This window comes from Scandinavium sp. M-37, assembly GCF_043558715.1.
GTDB classification, from domain to species: domain Bacteria; phylum Pseudomonadota; class Gammaproteobacteria; order Enterobacterales; family Enterobacteriaceae; genus Scandinavium; species Scandinavium vulneris_A.
This window is the reverse complement of the sequence record NZ_JBIGIN010000020.1, coordinates 58,973-73,017: the sequence shown is the minus strand read 5'-3', so window position 1 is coordinate 73,017 and position 14,045 is coordinate 58,973. Positions and strand designations below refer to the sequence as shown.

The 14,045-nt window shown below is 57.6% G+C and carries 14 protein-coding genes; 2 read left to right on the top strand and 12 right to left on the bottom strand.

The annotated features are described in order from the left end of the window. Positions 1–74: 74 nt before the first annotated feature. Positions 75–770, bottom strand: coding sequence for a pirin family protein (locus ACG0Z5_RS15400; RefSeq protein WP_394448794.1), 696 nt, complete (start codon positions 768–770; stop codon positions 75–77). A 124-nt stretch (positions 771–894) separates the two neighbouring features. Beyond that, the gene (locus tag ACG0Z5_RS15395) at positions 895–1,932 is read right to left on the bottom strand and encodes an oxidoreductase (RefSeq protein ID WP_394448791.1); all 1,038 of its coding nucleotides are present in this window, start codon (positions 1,930–1,932) and stop codon (positions 895–897) included. Between the two features lie 327 nt (positions 1,933–2,259). Between ACG0Z5_RS15395 and yhhY the strand changes: the two genes are divergently transcribed. Continuing rightward, positions 2,260–2,754 (top strand): N-acetyltransferase, encoded by a 495-nt coding sequence (yhhY, locus tag ACG0Z5_RS15390; protein ID WP_394448788.1) that lies wholly within the window; start codon positions 2,260–2,262, stop codon positions 2,752–2,754. Between the two features lie 86 nt (positions 2,755–2,840). Here yhhY and ggt read toward each other — a convergent pair whose 3' ends face one another. Beyond that, complete coding sequence (gene ggt / locus ACG0Z5_RS15385; protein WP_394448785.1) at positions 2,841–4,592, bottom strand: gamma-glutamyltransferase; 1,752 nt, start codon at positions 4,590–4,592, stop codon at positions 2,841–2,843. A gap of 122 nt (positions 4,593–4,714) precedes the next feature. On the opposite strand from ggt, the gene ACG0Z5_RS15380 reads away from it, so the two are divergent. Then, positions 4,715–5,122, top strand: a complete 408-nt coding sequence (locus ACG0Z5_RS15380; protein WP_394448782.1) for a DUF2756 family protein — start codon at positions 4,715–4,717, stop codon at positions 5,120–5,122. Positions 5,123–5,124: 2 nt separating this feature from the next. Here the strand turns inward: ACG0Z5_RS15380 and ugpQ are convergent, their stop codons facing one another. From ugpQ to livH, 9 genes are all read right to left on the bottom strand, one after another. Next, the gene (gene ugpQ, locus ACG0Z5_RS15375) at positions 5,125–5,862 is read right to left on the bottom strand and encodes a glycerophosphodiester phosphodiesterase (RefSeq protein WP_394448779.1); all 738 of its coding nucleotides are present in this window, start codon (positions 5,860–5,862) and stop codon (positions 5,125–5,127) included. Then, entirely contained in the window at positions 5,859–6,932 is a 1,074-nt protein-coding gene (locus tag ACG0Z5_RS15370; protein WP_394448776.1) for a sn-glycerol-3-phosphate import ATP-binding protein UgpC, read from the bottom strand. Before ACG0Z5_RS15370 ends, ugpQ begins: the two co-directional genes overlap by 4 nt. A 5-nt stretch (positions 6,933–6,937) precedes the next feature. Then, the gene (gene ugpE / locus ACG0Z5_RS15365; RefSeq protein ID WP_319785548.1) at positions 6,938–7,783 is read right to left on the bottom strand and encodes a sn-glycerol-3-phosphate ABC transporter permease UgpE; all 846 of its coding nucleotides are present in this window, start codon (positions 7,781–7,783) and stop codon (positions 6,938–6,940) included. Continuing rightward, positions 7,780–8,667 (bottom strand): sn-glycerol-3-phosphate ABC transporter permease UgpA, encoded by an 888-nt coding sequence (gene ugpA / locus ACG0Z5_RS15360; RefSeq protein WP_394448773.1) that lies wholly within the window; start codon positions 8,665–8,667, stop codon positions 7,780–7,782. Before ugpA ends, ugpE begins: the two co-directional genes overlap by 4 nt. Positions 8,668–8,759: 92 nt before the next feature. Next, positions 8,760–10,076, bottom strand: a complete 1,317-nt coding sequence (gene ugpB, locus ACG0Z5_RS15355; RefSeq protein ID WP_394448770.1) for a sn-glycerol-3-phosphate ABC transporter substrate-binding protein UgpB — start codon at positions 10,074–10,076, stop codon at positions 8,760–8,762. Positions 10,077–10,336: 260 nt separating this feature from the next. Beyond that, positions 10,337–11,050 carry a high-affinity branched-chain amino acid ABC transporter ATP-binding protein LivF gene (gene livF, locus ACG0Z5_RS15350; protein WP_394448767.1) on the bottom strand — a complete coding sequence of 238 codons (714 nt, stop codon included), beginning with the start codon at positions 11,048–11,050 and terminating at the stop codon, positions 10,337–10,339. Position 11,051: 1 nt separating this feature from the next. Continuing rightward, positions 11,052–11,819, bottom strand: coding sequence for a high-affinity branched-chain amino acid ABC transporter ATP-binding protein LivG (gene livG, locus ACG0Z5_RS15345; protein WP_394448763.1), 768 nt, complete (start codon positions 11,817–11,819; stop codon positions 11,052–11,054). After that, positions 11,816–13,093, bottom strand: a complete 1,278-nt coding sequence (locus ACG0Z5_RS15340; RefSeq protein ID WP_394448760.1) for a high-affinity branched-chain amino acid ABC transporter permease LivM — start codon at positions 13,091–13,093, stop codon at positions 11,816–11,818. The genes livG and ACG0Z5_RS15340 overlap by 4 nt, the downstream gene beginning before the upstream one ends. Further along, entirely contained in the window at positions 13,090–14,016 is a 927-nt protein-coding gene (gene livH / locus ACG0Z5_RS15335) for a high-affinity branched-chain amino acid ABC transporter permease LivH (RefSeq protein ID WP_394448757.1), read from the bottom strand. The genes ACG0Z5_RS15340 and livH overlap by 4 nt, the downstream gene beginning before the upstream one ends. Between the last annotated feature and the right edge of the window lie 29 nt (positions 14,017–14,045).

Genomic DNA, 14,045 nt, shown 5'->3' with positions numbered 1-14,045 from the left:
CCACCAGTTTATCATGGACGTGACGGAACCTTCCCGAATATCCGGGAAGGTTCTTCTATTTTATTTAATCAGGATCATACCGGCGGCAGATCGAACAGCAGAATTTCAGCGTCGCTTTCAGCGTGAACCGAAATCGCCTGCTCGTCCCAGATTGCCAGGCCGTCAGCGGTGGTCGCTTTGGTGCCATTAATCGACACGTCACCTTTTACCACCTGGATCCACACCTTGCGGTCCGCAGCAATCTGATGCACCGACTGTTCGTCTTTCAACAGCGCCCAGCGGTACAGCTCCATGTCCTGATTCACTTTCAACGAACCGTCGCGAGCATCAGGCGACAGCACCAGCTGTTTGCCCTGGGTGGCGTCAAAGCGACGCTGCTCGTAGCGCGGCGTGATGCCGTTTTCCTGCGGGATAATCCAGATTTGATACAGGTGCAGCTTTTCCGTTTTGCTCGGGTTGTACTCCGAGTGACGTACCCCGGTCCCGGCGCTCATAATCTGGAATTCACCGGCAGGCACCTGCTCTTTGTTGCCCATGCTGTCTTCATGTTCAACGGCGCCTTCCAGCACGTAGGTCAGAATTTCCATGTCTTTGTGCGGGTGAGTGCCGAAGCCCTGACCGGCATCAATCACGTCGTCGTTAATGACCCGAAGCGCGGAGAAGCCCATGAAATTCGCGTCGTAATAATTCGCGAAAGAGAAGGTGTGCCAGGAGTCCAGCCAGCCGTGATTTGCATGGCCACGTTCGTTTGCTTTGCGTAAGTAAATCATGATGTCTAACTCCGTGTTCGTTTCGATGGAGTTAGTGTGGACCGGAACCGGCCAGGATGATAGTGGGTGAAAATTGACTCCTCTGTTCAAAATTTATGAACAAGAACAGAGAAGCCAAATCCGCTTATTTGGCGAGGGTTATCGTGGCAGGCGAAGCCTGTTCGAAGGCCCGTTCGAGGATCTCCAGATTGGTCAGAGCTTCAGATTCCTTGACGTAATTCGGCGCGCCGTTTTTCAGCGTCTGATACAGCGCATCGTACACCCGGCCATAGTCCCCGATTTCCGGTTTCACTTCCTCACGCACCGTCTCGCCCTGAGCGTTCACGTACTCCAGCTGGCCGATGCTGTCATCGACGGCAAAGCCCGGCTCGCCCGGCATGATATTGGCCTTCAGGCTGGTTTCCTGCTGGTCGATGCCGTATTTCAGGTACGATCCCTTGGTGCCATGCACGATAAATTTCGGGTAATCGATTTTCACCAGGTGGCTGGTTTTGACGATCGCCTTCAGGTTGCCGTAGAACAGCTGCGCCTCAAAAGTATCGTCCGGGTTAGCTTTGTTTCGCAGGCTGCGGATGTCATACGCCACGTGGTCCGGGCGACCAAACAGCGAGATGATTTGGTCCATGGTATGCACGCCCAGACCATAGAATGCGCCGTCCTGCGGCAGACCTGGCTGGGTGGGCACTTCCGGACGGTAGTAATCGAAATGACTTTCAATTTCCACAATATCACCGAGTTTTCCGCTCTCGATGGCCTTTTTGGCGGTCAGGAAGCAGGAGTCAAAGCGACGGTTCTGATACGGCGTGACCGTCAGCCCTTTCGACTTTGCCAGCGCGAACAGCTCTTTCGCTTCGGCGATGGTCGGGGTGAACGGTTTTTCCACCAGCACGTTTTTTCCGGCTTCCAGCGCCCGTTTCGCATAGTCAAAATGGCTGTCGGCATGGGTACAGACCACCACCAGTTTGACCTGCGGGTCATTCAATACGTCGTCTAAATCACTGGTGAAATGAATGTGCTGATACTGCGGCTGCTGCTCGTCCGGCTTGGCGCTACGACGATAAATATGCGCCACATGCCAGCTCTCTTTGCGGTTGAGGACGTACGGGAGATGATAGCGGGTGGTGCTTTTTCCGAAACCAATAAATGCGCAATGTAGGGTCATGGTTCAGTCCTTTTTGACTTTGAATTATCCCTACCATACTGCAAGTCTCTAAAAGCAAACATCCCCATTTTTCTCCATTTTGCCCGAAGTAAGATGGGCAAAAAAAAGCCAGCGCGAGGCTGGCTACAAATAATACTGGAAGCAATGTGAGCAATGTCGTGCTTTCAGGTTCTCCGTAAGGGTCTCCCTGAATGCATGGCAATAATAATCATTATCATTCGCACTTGTCTAGCGCTTTTTAACAAAAAACAGCAGTTGACGAAATTTTGCGGCTCGGAGATGGTTACAGGGACAACTAAACGCCCACCCTGGGAAAGGAGAGAAGGAATGAGCACGAGTGAAATAGTGATCCGCCACGTTGAAGCCAACGATGCAGAAGCATTACGTCAGATGAACATGCATCCGGATGTCTATCACTCCACTCTACAAATTCCTCATCCTTCCATGGAAATGTGGCACGAACGCGTGATGCGCAAGCCCGGCAGACGGCAGCTCGTCGCCTGCATCGACGACCGGGTGGTCGGCCATCTGGCGCTGGAGGTGATGGAAAACCCGCGTCGCAGCCATGTTGCCACCTTTGGGATAAGCATCGCACCGGCGTTTCAGAACCGCGGGGTCGGTAGTGCGCTGATGCGGGAGATGGTGAACCTGTGCGATAACTGGCTGCGCGTCGAGCGAATAGAATTGACGGTGTTTGTCGATAATCCTGCGGGGATCGGCCTGTACCGGAAGTTCGGGTTCGAGATAGAAGGCACCGGCAAGAACTACGCCCTGCGCAACGGGGAATACGTCGATGCGTATTATATGGCGCGGATGAAATAATGGGTCCGAAAAGCGCCCGGCGGCGCTCCGCTTGCAGGACCTACAAAACCGTAGGCTCGGCAAACGCAGTGCCGCCGGGCAAAAAATCAGTACCCTGCCGTTAAATCATCCACTGTACGCGGGTCCGAGGCACCATACAGCGTGCCGTCCGGGCCGACCATTATGCTCTGGGTGCTGCCCATCGCCTCTTTGACGGCCACCTTCTGACCTTTGTCTGCCAGCAGTTTCAGGGTATCCGGGCTAAAGCCCTTCTCCACCCGCAGCTCATCCGGCAGCCATTGATGATGGAAGCGTGGCGCATTGGTCGCTTCGGCGACGTTCATCCCAAAGTCGATGGTATTCACCACCATTTGCAGTACGGTGGTGATAATCCGGCTGCCGCCTGGGCTGCCGGTCACCAGCCAGGTTTTCCCATCTTTGACCACGATGGTCGGTGACATCGACGACAGCGGACGCTTATGCGGCCCGACGGCGTTCGCCTCCCCACCGACCAGACCGTACACGTTCGGCACGCCCGGTTTGGCCGAGAAATCATCCATCTGGTTATTCATCAGGATGCCGCTGTTCCCCGCCACAATGCCCGTACCGAACGTGGTGTTCAGGGTGTACGTCACCGCCACCGCGTTACCGTCTTTATCCACCACCGAGAAATGGGTGGTCTGATTGCTTTCATACGGCGCCAGTTTGCCGGGGCGGATTTGGCTCGACGGTTTGGCCTTATTCAGGTCGATTTCGGCGGCGATGGATTTGGCGTAATCCTTGCTGGTCAGCGCCTGCCACGGCACTTTGACGAAATCCGGGTCGCCGAGGTATTCCGAGCGGTCGGCGTAGGCGTGCTTTTCGGCCTCCGCCATCACCTGCATCGCATCGGCGCTGCCGAAACCGTATTTATGCACATCGAAGTTTTCCAGGATGTTCAGGATTTCAACGATATGAATGCCCCCGGACGACGGCGGCGGCATGGAGAACACCTGATAGCCGCGGTAATCGCCGCTGATAGGCTCTCGCTCCACCGCTTTGTAGTTCGCCAAATCGTCTTTGGTTATCAGCCCGCCGTTCTTTTTCATTTCCCCGGCGATCTGGTCAGCAATCGGCCCTTTATAGAATGCCTCCGGGCCGTTCTCAGCAATCATCTCCAGGCTTTTCGCCAGGTTGGCCTGCACCAGCCTGTCGCCCTTTTTCAGCGGCTCGCCGTTTTTCCAGAATATGGCTTTACTTTTTTCATGATTGGGAATGACTTCACTGCCGTAGGTTTTCAGATCATCGGCCAGCGCATCGTTCACGGTAAAGCCCTCTTTCGCGAGCTTGATGGCCGGGCGCACCACTTTGTTGAGCGGCATCGTGCCGTACTCTTTCAGCGCCAGCGAGAAACCAGCCACCGTGCCCGGCGTGCCGGACGCCAGATGCGAGGTCAGCGATTTTTTGCTGTCAGGATTGCCCTGATCGTCGAGGAACATATCGCGGGTGGCCTGCGCCGGGGCCATTTCACGGAAATCAATCGCCGTGGTTTTCCCGTCTTTGGTGCGCAGCAGCATAAACCCGCCGCCGCCGAGATTCCCCGCCTGCGGGTGCGTCACCGCCAGCGCGTAACCCACGGCCACCGCGGCATCGACCGCATTTCCGCCCTGTTTGAGGATCTCCACGCCAACGTGAGTGGCCATTTCATCCACCGACGCGACCATGCCCTGCCGGGCACGTACCGGGTGGAAAACATCCTCTTCAACACCATACGACACCGGCGGTGCCGCGGGTGACGGCGTGTTGGCCGCCACGCTGAAACTGCCTCCTGCCAGCAGAGCAGCAATCGCCGCCCCGCGCCAAAAACGGGTTTCAATCATTGTTATTCTCCAGGTGAAAGGGTCATGCGCCCGCTTAAGCCTGGTTCAGAATTCCTAAAAAATCATCGTAATGGCGAATTGGAGGTAAACTTAAGAAAGCCCCCACTGGGGAGGAGGAAAAGATGAAAACTTTAATTTTTCTGACGGCGCTTGTGCCGTTTGCCGTTTTAGCACAGCCACTGAACCCGACCAATAACCCTAATCAGCCGGGGTACGTGATCCCCAGCCAGCAACGCATGAAGACCGAAATGCAAACGCAGCAGCTGCAACAGAAAGGGATGTTGAACCAGCAGGTGCAAACCCAGACGCAGGTCCAGCAGCAGCATCTGCAAACGCAGATGAACAACAACCAGCAGCGGGTGTTAAACGGCCAGCCGGGGGAGCAGGTGCTGCCGAACACCCAAGGCGGGATGTTAAGCGGCAGCAATAGCGACTCAATGCTGAACAGTTCGCCGCAGCACATGCTGCCGCAAACGCAGAACGGTGACCTGCTGAGTACCCCGTCTAACCCGCAGCCGCTGTCTCGTTAAACTTAGCGGAAGTCCGGGCCGATAACGTCAATCGCATCGGTACAGATGCAGTCCACGCCCCAGCGCAGCAGCTCTGATGCGCGCTGGGGTTTGTTCACCGTGTACACCAGAATGTGCAGCCCCGCCGCTTTGAGCATCTTCACGCGCGCTTCGTCCAGCAACCGATGATTCAGGTGAATCGACACGCAGCCCAGACGCGTGGTCAGCGCCTGCCAGTCATCGCGCCAGTCGTCGAGCAATAACCCGCGCGGCAGTTCGGGGGCCGCTTCTTGCGCCGCCTCCAAAGCGTCGATTTCAAATGACGACAGCAGCGGCGGCACCCTGCCTGCCCACAGCTCACGCGCGGCCAGCGCCACGGTTTTGCCGGTCAGCGGCCCGGTTCCGGTGGACGGTTTGATTTCGATGTTGGCCATCATGCCGTGCTGGTGACAACGTTCTGCCACCTGCGAGAGCAGCGGCAGCGGTTCGCCTTTAAATTCATGGCTGAACCAGCTCCCGGCATCGACGTGCAGCAGTTCGTTCCACGTCAGCTTCCCCGCCACGCCCCAGCCGTTGCTGGTCCGCTCCAGGTTGTCATCGTGCAACAGAAAAATCTGCCCGTCCTGCGACAGCTTGGCGTCAAACTCGATCATCGTATGCCCGTAATGTGCGCCAACGTCAATCGCCGCGAGGGTGTTTTCCGGGGCTCGTTTCCCGCCGCCACGATGGGCGACGATACGGGGATAAGGCCAGTGGCTCATATGCGTTGTCCTGTTTCGCCATCAAACAGGTGCAGATGGTTTTCCGGCAGATGCAGCCACAGCGTGCTGCCCGCCTGCGGGCGATGCTGATGCGGCAAGCGCACCACCATTTTTTGCTCACCCCAGCGGCCGTGCGCGAGGTTATCTGCACCCAAAATTTCCAGCGTATCCATCACCAGGGGTACGCCGCCTTCGGCCTGCGAGCTTAGCGCAATATGCTCCGGACGGATACCCAGCGTCATGCTGCGCCCGGCGTAGCCGCGATACTGCCAGTTCAGCGGTAACGCCATGCCGCTGGCGAGTTCGAAATGCGTGCCGGAGGCGCTGACCCGTCCGTCGAGCAGGTTCATCGCCGGGCTGCCGATAAAGCTCGCCACGAAGCGGCTGGCGGGCTTTTCATACACTTCCACCGGGGTGCCTATCTGTTCGGCGATGCCTTTGTTCATCACCATCACCCGCTGCGCGAGCGTCATGGCCTCGACCTGGTCGTGGGTCACATACAGCGAGGTGGTATTCAGGCGGCGGTGCAGCTGTTGCAGCTCCAGACGCATCTGCACCCGCAGCTTGGCATCGAGGTTAGAGAGCGGTTCGTCGAACAGGAACACCGCCGGGTCACGGACAATCGCTCGCCCCATCGCCACGCGCTGGCGCTGACCGCCGGAGAGCTCGCGCGGACGACGCGTTAACAAATGTTCCAGCTCAAGAATACGCGCCGCCTCTTTCACCCGCTCGGCGATATGCCCTTTGCCCATGCCGCGGATTTTCAGGCCCCAGGCCATGTTCTCTTCTACGCTCATATGCGGATACAGCGCGTAGTTCTGGAACACCATCGCAATGCCACGCTCTTTCGGCTCCAGCTCGGTCACGCGCTGGCGGTCAATCCAGATATCCCCGCTGGAGACGCGCTCCAGCCCGGCAACCATTCGCAGCAGCGTCGATTTGCCGCAGCCCGACGGGCCGACCATCACGATAAACTCCCCGTCTGAGACATCCAGCGTCAGCGGCTGGATAACCTGGGTTTTGCCATTGTCCCAGCTCTTGGTTACTGCCTGTAATTTCAGTCCTGCCATCTTGGTTATTTCTCACTGTCCACTAAACCACGCACGAACGCGCGCTGCATGGCTAAAACGATAATGACCGGTGGGATCAGCGTCAGCAGCATCGCCGCCATCACCTGATTCCACGCGGTGGTGCCTTCGCCGGTGGCGATCATGCCTTTAATACCCGCCACCGCCGTGCCGAGATTGACGTCGGTGACGATCAGCAGCGGCCACAGATACTGGTTCCAGCCGTAGATAAAGGTGATCACGAACAGCGCCGCCAGGTTGGTTTTCGACAGCGGCAGCACGATGTCACGGAAAAAACGCATCGGCGATGCGCCGTCAATTCGCGCCGCTTCTATCAGCTCGTCCGGCAGGGTCATAAAGAACTGGCGGAACAGGAAGGTGGCGGTCGCCGAGGCCATCAGCGGCAGCGTCAGGCCGGTGTAGCTGTCGAGCAGCTTGAGGTTGGCGATCACTTCCACCGTCGGGAAAATACGCACCTCGACCGGCAACATCAGGGTGATAAAAATCATCCAGAAGAACAGGTTACGCAGCGGAAAGCGGAACCAGACGATGGCGAATGCCGACAGCATCGACACCGCGATTTTGCCCACCGTGATGGTGAACGCCATGATGAAACTGTTGAGCAGCATCAGCCAGAACGGCGCACTGTTGGCCCCGACGCCACGCAGCCAGATGAGCTTCATGTTCTCCAGCAAATGCGAGCCGGGCACCAGCGTCATTGGGGTGGCAAAGACCGCTTTGTCATCCAGGGTTGCCGCCACAAACGCGACGTACAGCGGGAACAGGACAACCGCAATCCCGAGGATCAACATACTGTGGCTGAACCAGGTCAGCCCGCGACGATGTTCAATCATTGATAGCGCACCTTACTTTCGACATAACGGAACTGCACCACCGTCAGGATAATCACCAGCGCCATCAGCACCACCGACTGCGCCGCCGATGCGGACAGATCCAGCCCGGCAAAACCTTCGCGGTAAATTTTGTAGATAAGCGTGGTGGTGGCCTGCACCGGGCCGCCTGCCGTTGCGGCATCGATAACCGGGAAGGTGTCGAAGAAGGCGTACACCAGATTGACCACCAGCAGGAAGAAACTCACCGGGGCAATCAGCGGTAGCGCAATCGCGAAGAAGCGACGCACCGGCCCGGCACCGTCAATCGCGGCGGCTTCCACCAGCGAGCGAGGAATCGACTGTAACGCGGCGAAGAAGAACAGGAAGTTGTAGCTGATTTGCTTCCACACCGAGGCGAACACCACCAGGAACATCGCCTGGCCGCTGTTCTGCGCGTGGTTCCAGTTGTATCCGATCAACTCCAGCCAATGGGTAATCAACCCGCGTCCGGGGTTGAAGAGGAAAATCCACAGCACCGCCGCGATGGCCGGGGCCACGGCGTAAGGCAGCAACATCAGGGTCTGATACAGACGGCTACCGCGCACCACGTAATCGACCAGGGCGGCAAAAAACAGCGAGACCAACAGGCCACTGATGGTCACCAGACCGCTGAATTTCATGGTGGTCCAGAAAGAGTCCAGGTAGTAGCTGTCGTGAAACAGGGCGATGAAGTTGTCGAAGCCGACAAACTCGCTGGACAGCCCAAACGGATCCACGCTCTGGAGGGAGTACCACAGCGCTTCGCCCGCAGGCCAGATAAAGAAAATGACGGTAATCGCCAGCTGTGGCGCGACCAGCACATAGGGCAGCCAGCGCGAGCGAAAGACCGGACGGGATGATGACATAGTTTGACTCTTTTTCAGAAAACGCCGGGTGGCGGCCTACATGAGGCAATTCGTAGGCCGGGCAAGCGCAGCGCCACCCGGCATTTCACCGGTTACGATTTGGTCGACTTCTCGAAACGGCGCAGCAGCTGATTACCCCGCTCGACGGCGGAATCCAGTGCCTGCTGCGGGGTTTTCTTACCGGTCCACACCGATTCCAGTTCTTCATCCACGATGGTGCGGATCTGCGGCATGTTGCCCAAACGCAGGCCTTTGGTGAACGGCAACGGCGGCTTGTTCAGCATCTGACGGGTGGCGATATCCGCGCCTGGGTTCTTGTCATAGAAACCCTGCTGGCGGGTCAAATCGTAAGCCGCGGTGGTGATCGGCAGATAGCCGGTTTTCTGGTGCCATTCGGCGGCGATTTCCGGTTTGGTCAGGAAGTCGAGGAACTCGGCCACACCCTTGTAGGTCTCTTTATCTTTGCCCTGCATCACCCACAGGCTGGCGCCGCCGATGATGGCGTTTTGCGGGGCACCTTTCGCGTCGGCGTCGTACGGCATCATGCCGACGCCATAGTTAAATTTGGCGTACTGACGAATGTCTGCCAGCGAACCGGAAGAGGCGGTAGTGATGGCGCAATCGCCGTTATAGAACTTCTCGGTCGATTCATCTTTACGCCCGAAGTAGCTGAAATCGCCCTTCTTGTTCAGCGCTTCCAGCATCGCGATGTGCTTCACCTGCGCCGGCTGGTTGAATTCCAGGACCGCATCGGTGCCGTCAAAACCGTTGTTTTGGCTGGCGAATGGCAGGCCGTTCCAGGCGCTGAAGTTTTCCAGTTGGATCCAGCCCTGCCAGCCGCTGGCGTAGCCGCACTTCATGCCTGCCGCTTTCAGCTTGGCGGTGTAATCGGCGAGATCCTGCCAGGTTTTCGGCGGCTGATCCGGGTTTAATCCGGCTTTCTTAAAGGCATCTTTGTTGTAGTACAGCACCGGGGTGGAGCTGTTAAACGGCTGGCTCAGCAGATGACCGGTTTTGGAGTCGGTGTAGTAACCGGACACGGTCGGCACAAACTGGGATTCGTCAAACGGGATGCCCGCGTCTTTAAACACTTCGTACACCGGCTTGATGGCTTTCGAGGCCATCATGGTGGCGGTGCCGACTTCATAAACCTGCAATAAAGCAGGCGCGTTCCCGGTGCGGAAGGCCGCAATCCCTGCCGCCAGGCTCTGTTCGTAGTTGCCTTTGTACACCGGCACAATTTTGTAATCGGGATGGGTGTCGTTAAAACGCTGGGCGAGGGAGTCAACTTCTTTGCCTAACTCCCCTTCCATGGAGTGCCAGAACGGAACGGTAGTAACAGCCATGGCCTGGGAGGCAAAGGCCAGACCCAACGTCAGAGCTAAAGCGGTGTGTCGTAACGATGTCATTCGGTTATCTCTCTTGTTGTGCCGGATGCGCGAAATCACGCGTTTTTGTTCGCAACACAACATGACATGGGCGTATGACAGAAATAGAACCGGGAGATGACGGAGAGGTTACAGCCAGGCTTCAGGGAGGTGATGGAATGGTGACGGTGGAGGGGGGGTTGTGCGGTTAGATACCCTCACCCCGGCCCTCTCCCTGAGGGAGAGGGAGAAAAGAAGGTTCCCTCTCCCTCAGGGAGAGGCTTAGGGTGAGGGGGTTTTACTCAACCACCCAAATAGGCGCTGCGTACCGCTTCGTTTGCCAGTAACGCATCGCCGGTATCTTCCAGCACCACGTGACCGTTCTCCAGCACGTAGCCTCGGTCAGCCAGCTTCAGCGCCTGATTGGCGTTCTGCTCAACGAGGAAGATGGTCATCCCCTCTTTGCGCAGTTGCTCAATGGTGTCGAAAATCTGCTGGATGATGATCGGCGCCAGGCCGAGCGACGGCTCGTCGAGCAGCAGCAGACGCGGCTGGCTCATCAGCGCCCGGCCAATCGCCAGCATCTGCTGTTCCCCGCCGGACATGGTGCCCGCTCGCTGAATACGTCGCTCCCACAGACGCGGAAACAGTTCGTATACCCACTTAATTCGGGCGTGATACTCGCTGCGGTCGGCAAAGAAGCCGCCCATCGCCAGGTTCTCTTCCACGGTCATCCGGGAGAAAACGCGACGCCCTTCCGGCACAATCGCCACCGCTTCACGCATGATTTTTGCGGTCTGCCAGTCGGTAATATCTTTGCCATCAAAGGTGACGCGCCCACTGGTCGCCCGTGGGTCACCGCACAGGGTGCCGAGCAGCGTGGTTTTACCCGCGCCGTTGGCCCCGATCAGGGTGACAATTTCGCCCTGATTGATGTGCAGGCTTACCTCATGCAGCGCCTGGATTTTGCCGTAGTGGGCGCTGACTTTGTCAAAGGACAACATGACTTTTTCCATCTTATGCCTCACCCAAATAGGCGCGAATAACGTCAGGGTTATTGCGGATTTCTTCCGGTGATCCGTTCGCCAGCGGCGTGCCCTGATTCACCACGTAAATACGGTCTGAAATACCCATCACCAGCTTCATGTCGTGCTCAATCAACAGAATGGTGGTGTTGTGATGGCTACGCAGTTCGGCAATCAGCTCGTCCAGCTCTTTGGTCTCTTTCGGGTTCAGACCCGCCGCCGGTTCGTCGAGCATCAGGATTTCCGGCTGGGTCACCATGCAGCGGGCGATTTCCAGTCGGCGCTGGTCACCGTAGGCGAGGTTGCTCGCCTGGCGGTTAGCGTGCGCCAGCAGGCCGATACGATCGAGCCAGGTGGCGGCGCGATCCAGCGCTTCACTTTGCGCTTTACGAAACGCTGGGGTTTTCAGCAGCCCGGAGAAGACGCCGGTTTTCAGCTGCTGATGTTGCGCGACCAGCAGGTTTTCAATCACCGTCATTTCACGGAACAGGCGCACGTGCTGGAAGGTCCGCACCACGCCCATCTGGGCGATTTGCTGGCCCGGCAGGCCTTCAAGATGCTTATCGCGCAGCATAATGCTGCCGCCGGTTGGCTTGTAGAACCCGGTCAGGCAGTTAAAGACCGTGGTTTTCCCCGCGCCGTTCGGGCCAATCAGCGAAACGATTTCCTGCGGGTGCAGTTCAAGATTGACGTTATTGACCGCCAACAGGCCGCCAAATCGCATCATCAGACCGTTAACGGATAATAATGGCTGACTCATGCCTGATCTCCTTTGGTCTGTCCATTCTTCAGTTTCAGCTGTGGACGGGTCATCGGCAGCAAGCCTTGTGGACGCCAGATCATCATCAGAACCATTAAACCACCCAGCATTAACATGCTGTATTCGTTGAAATCACGCATCAGCTCACGCGATACCACCAGCAGGACTGCCGCCAGAATGACCGCGAACTGCGAGCCCATTCCACCGAGCACCACAATCGCTAACACAAATGCCGATTCGGCGAAGGTGAACGATTCCGGGCTGACGAAGCCCTGACGGGCGGCGAACAATGTTCCGGCGAAACCGGCAAACGCGGCGCTGATGGTGAACGCCGTCAGCTTGATGCGCGTCGGGCTCAGGCCCAGCGAACGGCAGGCGATTTCATCTTCACGCAGCGCTTCCCACGCGCGGCCTAGCGGCATACGCAGCAGGCGGTTAATCACGAACAGCGTGACAACCACCAACAGCAGCGCCACCAGATAGAGGAAAATAACGCGGTCGTTCGGGTCGTACTTCATGTTGAAGAAGTTGCTGAAGGTATCCCAGCCGCCTTCGCGTGTGGTCCGGCTGAACTCCAGACCGAACAGCGTCGGTTTCGGGATCTGGCTGATCCCGTTCGGGCCGCCGGTGATTTCGGTATTGTTGAGCAGCAGAATACGCACAATTTCGCCGAAGCCGAGGGTGACAATCGCCAGGTAGTCTCCGCGCAGGCGCAGCACCGGGAAGCCGAGCAGGAAACCGGCAGCGGCAGAGACCAGGCCCGCCAACGGCAGACAGGTCCAGAAGCCGAGACCGTAATAGTGATTCAGCAACGCAAAGGTGTACGCCCCAATGGCGTAGAAGCCACCGTAGCCCAGCACCAGCAGGCCGGACAGCCCCACCACCACGTTCAGCCCAAGGCCGAGAATAATGTAGATCATGGTCAGGGTGGCGATATCAATGGTGCCGCGAGACACCATAAACGGCCACGCCACGGCAATCACCAACAGCGCAATCAGGAACAGCTTCTGTTTAACGGTTGAACCGTCAATTGCTGGCAGAACAAACTTCGGTCCGGAAACGCTCTTCAGGCCTTTCTGCACCATCGGACGCAGCAGCTGGAAGATAAACACCACCGCGGTGCCGATGTAAATCCACTGCCAACGGATATCCGCCGCGGAATTGACGACCAGCTTCGTCCCGCTCAGCGAAAGCTGAACGCCCATAAACACGCCAGCCAGCACGAAGAACATGGCGGCAGACAGCAGCGCCATCGCAAAATGCATCGGTTTCATACTTTTTCTACCTCCGGACGACCCAGGATCCCGGTCGGCATTACCAGCAGCACCACAATCAGCAGCGCGAACGACACCACGTCTTTGTATTCGGTACTCAGGTAAGCGGAGGAGAGCGCTTCGGCTACGCCCAGGATAAGGCCGCCGATCATCGCCCCCGGAATGCTGCCGATGCCGCCCAGAACCGCCGCAGTAAAGGCTTTCATCCCAGCCATAAAGCCAATGTACGGGTTAATCACCCCGTAGAACTGACCAAGCAGTACGCCCGCCACCGCCGCCATGGCGGCACCGATGACGAACGTCAGGGCAATCACACGGTCAGTGTTAATGCCGAGCAGGCTCGCCATTTTCAGGTCTTCTGCACAGGCACGACAGGCGCGCCCCATGCGGGAGTAGCGGATGAACACGGTCAGGGCCAGCATCGCCACAAAGGTTACCACCCAGATAACCAACTGCATGGTGGTGATGGAGGCAGAGAAGCTTTCGCTACTGCCGATAATCCACTGGCCGTTGAACAGGCTTGGCAGGGCGATATCGCGCGAGCCTTCGGTCAGGCTGACGTAGTTTTGCAGGAAGATGGACATCCCGATGGCGGAGATCAGCGCAATCAGGCGTTTGGAGCTACGAACCGGGCGATAAGCGACCCGTTCAATGCTCCAGCCGTAGGCGCTGGCGATGACAATCGCCCCGACGAATCCGGCCCCCACCAGCAGCCAGCTGGTGTCGATGCCCATCATCATCAGCGCGGCGATAATCATGAACGACACATAGCTGCCGATCATATACACCTCGCCGTGGGCGAAGTTGATCATCCCGATAATGCCGTACACCATGGTGTAACCGATGGCGATCAGCGCGTAGGTGCTTCCCAGCGTGACGCCGTTAAACATCTGCTGCAGGAAATAAAGAAACTGCTCTGACATAAAGGAACCTTTTTATAACCGCCCGGCAG

What these genes read in the sequence shown, in the direction of transcription:
- livH (WP_394448757.1), bottom strand. Translation starts at nt 14,016, where the DNA reads ATGTCAGAGCAGTTTCTTTATTTCCTGCAGCAGATGTTTAACGGCGTC.
- ACG0Z5_RS15395 (WP_394448791.1), bottom strand. Translation starts at nt 1,932, where the DNA reads ATGACCCTACATTGCGCATTTATTGGTTTCGGAAAAAGCACCACCCGC.
- ACG0Z5_RS15340 (WP_394448760.1), bottom strand. Translation starts at nt 13,093, where the DNA reads ATGAAACCGATGCATTTTGCGATGGCGCTGCTGTCTGCCGCCATGTTC.
- yhhY (WP_394448788.1), top strand. Translation starts at nt 2,260, where the DNA reads ATGAGCACGAGTGAAATAGTGATCCGCCACGTTGAAGCCAACGATGCA.
- livF (WP_394448767.1), bottom strand. Translation starts at nt 11,050, where the DNA reads ATGGAAAAAGTCATGTTGTCCTTTGACAAAGTCAGCGCCCACTACGGC.
- ACG0Z5_RS15380 (WP_394448782.1), top strand. Translation starts at nt 4,715, where the DNA reads ATGAAAACTTTAATTTTTCTGACGGCGCTTGTGCCGTTTGCCGTTTTA.
- ACG0Z5_RS15400 (WP_394448794.1), bottom strand. Translation starts at nt 770, where the DNA reads ATGATTTACTTACGCAAAGCAAACGAACGTGGCCATGCAAATCACGGC.
- ugpQ (WP_394448779.1), bottom strand. Translation starts at nt 5,862, where the DNA reads ATGAGCCACTGGCCTTATCCCCGTATCGTCGCCCATCGTGGCGGCGGG.
- ugpA (WP_394448773.1), bottom strand. Translation starts at nt 8,667, where the DNA reads ATGTCATCATCCCGTCCGGTCTTTCGCTCGCGCTGGCTGCCCTATGTG.
- ugpE (WP_319785548.1), bottom strand. Translation starts at nt 7,783, where the DNA reads ATGATTGAACATCGTCGCGGGCTGACCTGGTTCAGCCACAGTATGTTG.
- ACG0Z5_RS15370 (WP_394448776.1), bottom strand. Translation starts at nt 6,932, where the DNA reads ATGGCAGGACTGAAATTACAGGCAGTAACCAAGAGCTGGGACAATGGC.
- livG (WP_394448763.1), bottom strand. Translation starts at nt 11,819, where the DNA reads ATGAGTCAGCCATTATTATCCGTTAACGGTCTGATGATGCGATTTGGC.
- ggt (WP_394448785.1), bottom strand. Translation starts at nt 4,592, where the DNA reads ATGATTGAAACCCGTTTTTGGCGCGGGGCGGCGATTGCTGCTCTGCTG.
- ugpB (WP_394448770.1), bottom strand. Translation starts at nt 10,076, where the DNA reads ATGACATCGTTACGACACACCGCTTTAGCTCTGACGTTGGGTCTGGCC.